This window comes from Deltaproteobacteria bacterium HGW-Deltaproteobacteria-4, from assembly GCA_002841765.1.
Classification (GTDB): Bacteria; Desulfobacterota; Desulfuromonadia; order Desulfuromonadales; family UBA2197; genus UBA2197.
Genome location: PHAV01000007.1, coordinates 135,739 through 143,032, shown reverse-complemented (window position 1 = coordinate 143,032; position 7,294 = coordinate 135,739). Strand labels below are relative to the sequence as shown.

The 7,294-nt window shown below is 53.8% G+C and carries 7 protein-coding genes; 3 read left to right on the top strand and 4 right to left on the bottom strand.

Annotated elements, in window-relative coordinates; translation table 11 throughout:
* Positions 1–57: 57 nt before the first annotated feature.
* The 4 genes from CVU69_06640 to CVU69_06625 form a co-directional block, all read right to left on the bottom strand.
* The gene (locus CVU69_06640; protein PKN12704.1) at positions 58–1,533 is read right to left on the bottom strand and encodes a deoxycytidylate deaminase; all 1,476 of its coding nucleotides are present in this window, start codon (positions 1,531–1,533) and stop codon (positions 58–60) included.
* Between the two features lie 279 nt (positions 1,534–1,812).
* Positions 1,813–2,229, bottom strand: coding sequence for a hypothetical protein (locus tag CVU69_06635; protein PKN12703.1), 417 nt, complete (start codon positions 2,227–2,229; stop codon positions 1,813–1,815).
* A complete protein-coding gene (locus CVU69_06630; GenBank protein ID PKN12702.1) occupies positions 2,226–4,055 on the bottom strand; it encodes an NAD-dependent DNA ligase LigA in 1,830 nt (609 codons plus the stop codon). Before CVU69_06630 ends, CVU69_06635 begins: the two co-directional genes overlap by 4 nt.
* 201 nt (positions 4,056–4,256) lie before the next feature.
* Entirely contained in the window at positions 4,257–5,231 is a 975-nt protein-coding gene (locus tag CVU69_06625) for a thiamine biosynthesis protein (GenBank protein PKN12701.1), read from the bottom strand.
* Between the two features lie 151 nt (positions 5,232–5,382).
* On the opposite strand from CVU69_06625, the gene tolQ reads away from it, so the two are divergent.
* From tolQ to CVU69_06610, 3 genes are read left to right on the top strand one after another with little or no spacing between them, the layout of a single operon-like run.
* A complete protein-coding gene (gene tolQ, locus CVU69_06620; protein ID PKN12709.1) occupies positions 5,383–6,045 on the top strand; it encodes a protein TolQ in 663 nt (220 codons plus the stop codon).
* Positions 6,045–6,476: a protein TolR gene (gene tolR / locus CVU69_06615; GenBank protein ID PKN12700.1), complete on the top strand. Its 432-nt coding sequence runs from the start codon at positions 6,045–6,047 to the stop codon at positions 6,474–6,476. The genes tolQ and tolR overlap by 1 nt, the downstream gene beginning before the upstream one ends.
* Positions 6,473–7,291: a hypothetical protein gene (locus tag CVU69_06610; protein PKN12699.1), complete on the top strand. Its 819-nt coding sequence runs from the start codon at positions 6,473–6,475 to the stop codon at positions 7,289–7,291. The genes tolR and CVU69_06610 overlap by 4 nt, the downstream gene beginning before the upstream one ends.
* The last annotated feature ends 3 nt before the right edge of the window (positions 7,292–7,294 follow it).

Genomic DNA, 7,294 nt, shown 5'->3' with positions numbered 1-7,294 from the left:
CTGGAAATCGGCACTCAATCAGTTTACGATCATCTTCGGCGACAGGATGCCGACTTATTAACCGACAAACCCATTTACACAAAATCCTTTACAGGCCCTTACAATCTGCAAAAATGCATTTTCTTCAGCGTGTAATGCCCTGGTATGAACTTGGTTTTTATCTTTTTTGATTTCATTGTGAAAACCTTTGAAGCAAAAAGCTAGCCCCCTACCTTTAAGCTTTTCCCTTCCTCCAATTAAAGAAATTTTTATCCGAACCTTATCTTTAAACTGACTATCCATTTTTTCATAGTCACTGTAAGAATTTGGATCAGTCCCAGACTGTAAATGATCCAAATTTCTAAGCAAGCATTGTGTTTGTCCTTCTGGTACATCATTCCATCCAATTGAAACAATTGCTCCATGCTTATTTGTAACAACTGCACCGACTTGCCTAGAGATGCATCCCGAATTAAGCTTTGCTGTATAAGCAATTTGCATCAGTTTTTCATCACGCTCTGGAGTAATTAGTCCAGGATGCTGTATTAATGATACATAGGTAACAAGTCTGCCTTTTAGTTCATTGAAGCTGTCAGATCCATGTTTACCAATATTATTAATGTGTATATCTGCTTTCTCTATGCATGCGCTGATATTTTGTGAAACAAAAATATCTCGACTTTCTAGTGGAGATCCGTCAGGATTTTCTTTTTTGTCTTGCTCTTCTATCTGTGTCTTGTTTAGATTTAACTCTTTAAACAATCTATCGTGCCTGTCGTCTTCAGGCGATTTTATTGCCATTAAATAAAATGCTGAATATCTCTCTTTAAAAAACATTGATTCAAAAGGGTTCCTAAAGGCATCAATGACAAAATAATGTCTATTTGTATTTTCATTGTTATAAATCTTTAATATTTTTATGATTAGATTTATTCGTTCTGCCAAACAATATATATTTTTTGAGTCAAAAGTTTCAGTAATTGCACATCCAGATTTTCTTATATTGTCGCCAAAAAGTTGAAACGCCTTTGAAAATTCTCTATAGCTTTCTGCAGAAAGTCCCTTCTTTATTGCTGTCGTAAACGATGGCAGTTTGTTTATTAGATAATCATAAACATATTCTGCATCTTCTTTTACAATTTCCTTTTTTTCAGAACGTTTTGTTAGAATTGTCATAAAATGTTTGTTTTGTTTAATTTTTTGTTCGTACTCAGACTTTAAAAAATCTATTTGTAGTTCATCAGATACTGCGCTATTAACATACGCTACCAATTTATCAAACCCATTATCTAACACGAAAGTCGTAATAACATCTCGTACGCATATTTTTATAAATTGCGACCAGTTGCTTTTGTAATATCTTGAAATAATATATTTTTTTCTCTGATTATCATTTGATTCTTCTCCAATATTTATCTCAGGCAAAACAATCTCATCAACTTTTTTTGTTAAGAAATCAGCTGCTGTCGTACACCCACTCGCAATTTTTCCAGTTAACCCGATAATTATAAAATCATTTCTATGCTGATAGACCTTCTCAACTACGCCATTCATATTTCCTCCCAAGGGCAGCTTGTGTCCTGATTTTTCAGATTCTCAAATTTTTTGTGGTCGAATCGTTATTTACGCAGCCAGCGACCCGATATATGCTTTTCATAATGACACCGCTTTTATTCGAAGGTATCTATAGATGCTTTTTCGGCACAAGCGGGACGTCCAATTGTGCAAAAAAACCGCCGCTTCGGCAAGAATCCGAAGCGGCGGTTTGAAGGAATCCGATGCTGCCCGCCGCCCCCATCGGGCCTTATATTGACGGGTCAACATTAAATCCGATTACCCAAAGCAAGTCAAGGCGTTAACCATCCCCCTGCCTCGGCTTCTCCACTCTTTTAAACCGACCACCCCCATCCCCCCTTCCTTAAGCAAGGAGGGGAGCTTACGATCAAAGCGGGCGGCCACAAGGGCCGCCCCTACCATGATCTTTGTGATTTCGAGCTTGGTGTTCCCCCCTTTCGCCGTAGCCGGAGCACGGTGGACGTTTGGCGATAAAGGAGGACAAATGTCTGAGCGCAGCGAGTTTTTGTCCGCCCGCCAAACGTCTGCCGGGCGCAGGGAACCCGCGCAGCGGGCCAGGTGATGGGGTGCCTTTTCTTGCCTACTTCTTTCCGGCAAGGAAAAGAAGTAGGGCGTCGTCGGGGGCGCAACCCCCGGAACTTGCTTGGTCCCGCCTAAAAACTTCACCCGGCTCAATCCGCGTCAACGCGTTGCTCCACCCAATCCTTGAGCACCTCATCCTCCCCGAGCAGCCCGAGTCGATAGAAAGCGGCCAGCTGCGGCCTCGCCGCCGGGCTGGCAAAAAAACTGGAAAGCGCGGCGCCGGACCGGTCACCGATGACGCTGGCGAGTTCCGGGGCGGTGGCGGTCGTCATCACACCGAGGGTGGCATAATGTTTTTGCAGCCGTGCCAGCGTTTTCGGCCCGACACTCTCAACCCCGAGCGCCGCCAGCAGTCGCCACGGTTGCGGATGCCGGGCGTTTTGCAGTGCCGTGGCGATCCTGTCCGCTGTTTTTGCACCAAGGCCATCGACGGCGGCAATCTCCTCCCCCTTGAGAGTAAGAAGAGAGGGGAGATCCGGCACCAGTCCGGCTGAGATCAGCGCTTGCAGGCGACCACGCCCGAGTCCGGCGATATTCAACCCGGCGGGAGAGGTGAAATGGAGCGCCCGACTAAGAAATTGCGCCGAACAGTCGGCACTGGCGCTGTAGCAAGCATGCGGCAGGACGACAACCGACGACGCCTTCGCAAGGAGGGCACGCCGGGGAATCCGTTTGGTCACGGCCACAATCTGCGGGATCACATCACCACTGAGGGCGACGAGGACTTCATCGCCGGCGATGAGGTCGAGCCGCTCCAGCTCGTCGGCATTATGGAGTGTAACGTGCTCGATCTGAATGCCCGCAAGCGCGCGCGGCGCCAGAGTTGCCACCGGCGTGCGACGGCCGGTGCGACCGGTCTGCCAAACGATTTCGGTGACAGTCGTCTGGACGGTGGCGGAGGGAAATTTCCAGGCTGCCGCCCAGTTCGGCGCCCGGCTGCCGTCACCGAGGGTGCGGCGCAGAGTCAAATCATCGACCTTGACGACGATCCCATCGGCGGCAAAGGGCCACTGACTCCGCTGCGCCAGAGCGGTGGCAAAGAGTTCGCGGATCTCCGCAAGGGAGGCCGCACTCCAGGTTTGCAGCAGAGGATCGGCGAAGCCCCACTCCTGGAGAGCGCGGAGACTGTCGCGATCGGAGAGGACGGAATCCGCTATGGTGAGCTGCGCGAAGGGGAAGAAAGCGAGTGCGGCCAAAGCTTCCGGGGCGGCGTCCTGACTGCGTAAAGTGGCGACCGCCTGGTGACGCAACGTCGCATACGCTGCCAGCGCCGCTGTCTGCGGCGCGGTCTCTTGGCGTTCTTTGCGGGCGTAAATTTCACCGCGCAGCAGCAATCGGGGTGGATAGTTGCCGCGCAGCTTTTGCGGAAGAGCACCGAGCTTCTGCGCCTGGGCGGTGACATCTTCGCCACGCAGGCCATCGCCGCGCGTCGCCGCCGCCACCAGCTTTCCCTGCAGATAAAGGAGCTCCACCGGCAGGCCGTCAAACTTCGGCTGAACCAGATAAAGAACCTTCCCCGCCTTGACCTTTTTCACCCGCTGCAACAGCGCCGCGACCGCCGATTCATCGGCGCTGGAAGTCAGACTGAGCATCGGCTGCGCATGGGCGATCGTCAATTTCGGATCGACCCCCTCCGCCCCCACCCGTCGCGTCGGGGAATCGGCAGCGACCAGCAAGGGAAAGCAGGCCTCCAGCCGCACCAACCGGGCATAAAGGCGGTCATACTCGGCGTCACTGAGGACGGGACGGAGTTCCTGATAATAAAGGCGATTGTGATAAAGGACTTCGGCGCTGAGGATTTCGAGCTGGGCCGTGGCGGCGGCGCTATCGAGAAGGGGACAATCGGACGCCGCGAAACTTCCGGCGGGTGAGGTGATGATGACGAGTAGAATAAACCCGATGAATAGACGTGACAGCATGCCCCCTCCTTGTTTTCCTGCATTAAAAGATCGGGAAGAAATTTCCCGACACCCGGCGATTATGCACGAAAAATAATTTTTGTCACGCTTGGAATACAATCAAAAGCACCACCCCCGACCCCTCCTTGAATAAGGAGGGGAGCAAGCACAAGTCCCCCTCCTTATTCAAGAAGGGGTTAGGGGTGGTGGAATTTTGTCGTTCTAAATAATCAGGTCGGCGGTCTGGGTGCGCGTTGCCGGCGCCACAGAACGAAGCTGCTCCTCGTCGCCGCGCCTTACCCGAACTTCGACTATTGCCTCATCCTGTAATTTTCCATAAGAGGCGACAATGGCACAGGCGAGATCCTGGTCGGCGGCATCAGGACTGCCGACCAGAAGGCCGCAGGGGCCGGCAACATCCGGCACTTTCAGCAGATAATCGTCCACGCCGGCCAGGGCAAAAAGCTGCTCGTTATCCGCCTCATTGCGGCCGACGAGGAGCTTGGCGCGCGGGGAGAGACGAAATTGCCGGCCGATCTTCAGTAGCTCAACACTGCGGACATCGGCATCAGGATGGTGGGCAAAGAGATCGCGGAGCTTGTCGCTGAAACGCTCCTCAGTGAGGAGGCAGCCGCCGCCGGACGCCGGATAATCCTTGATCCCCCAGGCGGCCGCGTACTCTTTCTGGCGGCGGCGGGTACGCCCCTGAATATCAAGGAGACGGGCGCGATCGACCAGTCCGGATTCTTCCATGGCTGTGATCGGCAGGACCTGGGCCGAGAGGGGACGGAGAATTTTCTGCGCATAGCCAGAATGTTTGGAAACCGCTAGCAGGGCGCTGCGGTTCTGACTCATCGGCCGTTGCCCAAGGACTTCCCCGGAGAAGATAAAGTCAAAACCTTGCTGCTCCATGATCTCGCCGGCGAGACGGAACATCATGGCGTGGCAATCGATACAAGGGTTCATGTTACTGCCGTAGCCGTAACGGGGATTTTTGACCATCTGCAGGTGTTCTTCGCTGATCTCCTTGACAATCAACGGGATTCCGAGGGCGGCAGCGGCTTTTTGCGCCTTGGCGGCGCCGAAAAAAGGGGTGACAAAAGAAATACCGGTCACTTCAATCCCCTGACGCAGGAGTAATGCGGCAGCGAGACTACTATCCAACCCTCCGGAAAGGAGGCCTAATCCTTGACTCATGGTCATCTTCCTATCGTGATTAATTTTTCCGGAAGCTAACACAGGAAGGCATTTTGCGACAAGCCACAGCAACGAATTGCGCGATGTGACGTTGACTTGCAATCCCTTTCTGGGGATAATCCGCACATTCAAATCTTCGGAGGTGACAAACGTGGAATTAATTTCAAATGCCGGCCTAGTGGTTCAACTGGTCCTGCTGGTTTTGCTCTATTTTTCGGTGGTGTCGTGGGCCATCATCTTTTACAAAGGGGTGATGATTCGCCAGGCGATGAAGCAATCTGCCGCTTTTCTCGATGATTTCTGGAAGCTGAAGAGCTTCGACGCCATCGCCAAAAACCTCGACGCTTTTCCCCGCTCCCCCCTGGCAACCTTGTATCGCGAGGGTTATCAGGAGATGATGAAGGTGCGCAAACACCAGAACGAAGGGGCGGAAGCTGCCGCCTGGCTCGGTGACAATGTCGGGCGCGCCCTGCGCCGGGCCACCACCCAGGAGACGCATCGCCTTGAAAAGTATCTGAACTTCCTGGCCACCACCGGCTCCTCTGCCCCCTTCATCGGCCTGTTCGGCACTGTCTGGGGAATTATGGGGGCCTTCCACGTAATCGGCCTCACCGGCAATGCCTCCCTGGCGAGCGTGGCCCCGGGGATCTCGGAAGCGCTCGTCGCGACCGCCATCGGCCTGGTCGCGGCCATTCCGGCGGTCATCGGCTACAATCATTTTATCAACAAGGTCAACCTCCTCTGCGGCGAGATGGATAATTTCAGCCAGGAATTCCTCAATATCGTACAGCGCGCCAAGCGCGGAGATGAATAATGGAGAGTTCACAATCGGGAGGACGCCAGCGGCGCACCGCCCTTTCGCAGATCAACGTCACCCCTTTTGTTGACGTCATGCTCGTGCTGCTGGTCATCTTTATGGTGACAGCGCCGATGATGGACAAGGGTCTCGATGTCAATCTGCCGCAGGTCAAGGACGCGCCGGCCATGAGTGTCAAGGATGAACCTCTGACCGTCACGATCGGTGCCGCCGGTGAGATCAGCATCGGCAAGACGCGGGTCGCCTCGGTCGACAAACTCGGCGCGGTCCTGATCCAGGCGACGGCGGGGAACAAAGAGCGGCAGGTTCTCCTCGCCGCCGACGGTAAGGTTCCCTACGAACACGTCGCCAAAACCATGGCGGCGATTCGCGCGGCCGGCATTGAGAAGGTCGGGATGGTATTACAGCAGGAGGAGACTGCGAAGTGACAACCGGCCGCTATAGCCGCCGCAACGCCTCCTTCCGCCCGACCGGCGTCCGCCGGAGTGATCGTGAAAACAACTTCTTCCTCGCGATAGTCGGCTTCTCTCTGCTCAGCCACATCATCGTTGCGGCTCTCTTCCTGTACACCCCCACCACCAGCAAGCGCCGCCCGCCGACGCTCTACGTCGATCTGGTCATGGCGCCGCCGGTGGCCAACCCGCAACGCGGCAGTGCCGGCGCGGTCAGGAAGATTGCCGAACCGGTCGCTGTGACGCCACCGGCGGCAACACCGCCGCAACCGGTTGTCCCTCAGACCAAAGTAGCGAAGGAGCCAGTTGTCGTCAAAGAGAAAGAGGTCAAAAAACCAGCGGTGAGCAAGGATGACGATATTGCCGCGGACATTGCTAAAATGAAACAACGCAAGGCGGAGCAAGACGAGCTGAAGGATGCGCAGGCCGCCATTGCCGCCATGAAGCAGAAGACCACATCGGCCCAGCCAGCAGCGGCCGCCGTCGGGAGTGCCAGCGGAACCGGCGACGAAGCCGGGAGCGCCATCGGCGAATGGCTGCAAAGTGCCGTCCGGAAGAAATGGAGCTGGCCGGACCGCAAAAGGAAAGACCTGAGCGCTGAAGTGGAGGTCGAGTTTGACAGGACGGGAAAACTGAGCAAACCCCTACGCTTTATCCGTCATTCATCAGATTCCCGTTTTAACGATTCGTTGGAAAGAGCGCTCCTCTCTCTGGAACCGCTCCCCATGGCACTGCGCAAACCGTACAAAGAAACGATTATCTTTAACCTCGAAGAACTACAAGGGCAATAACAT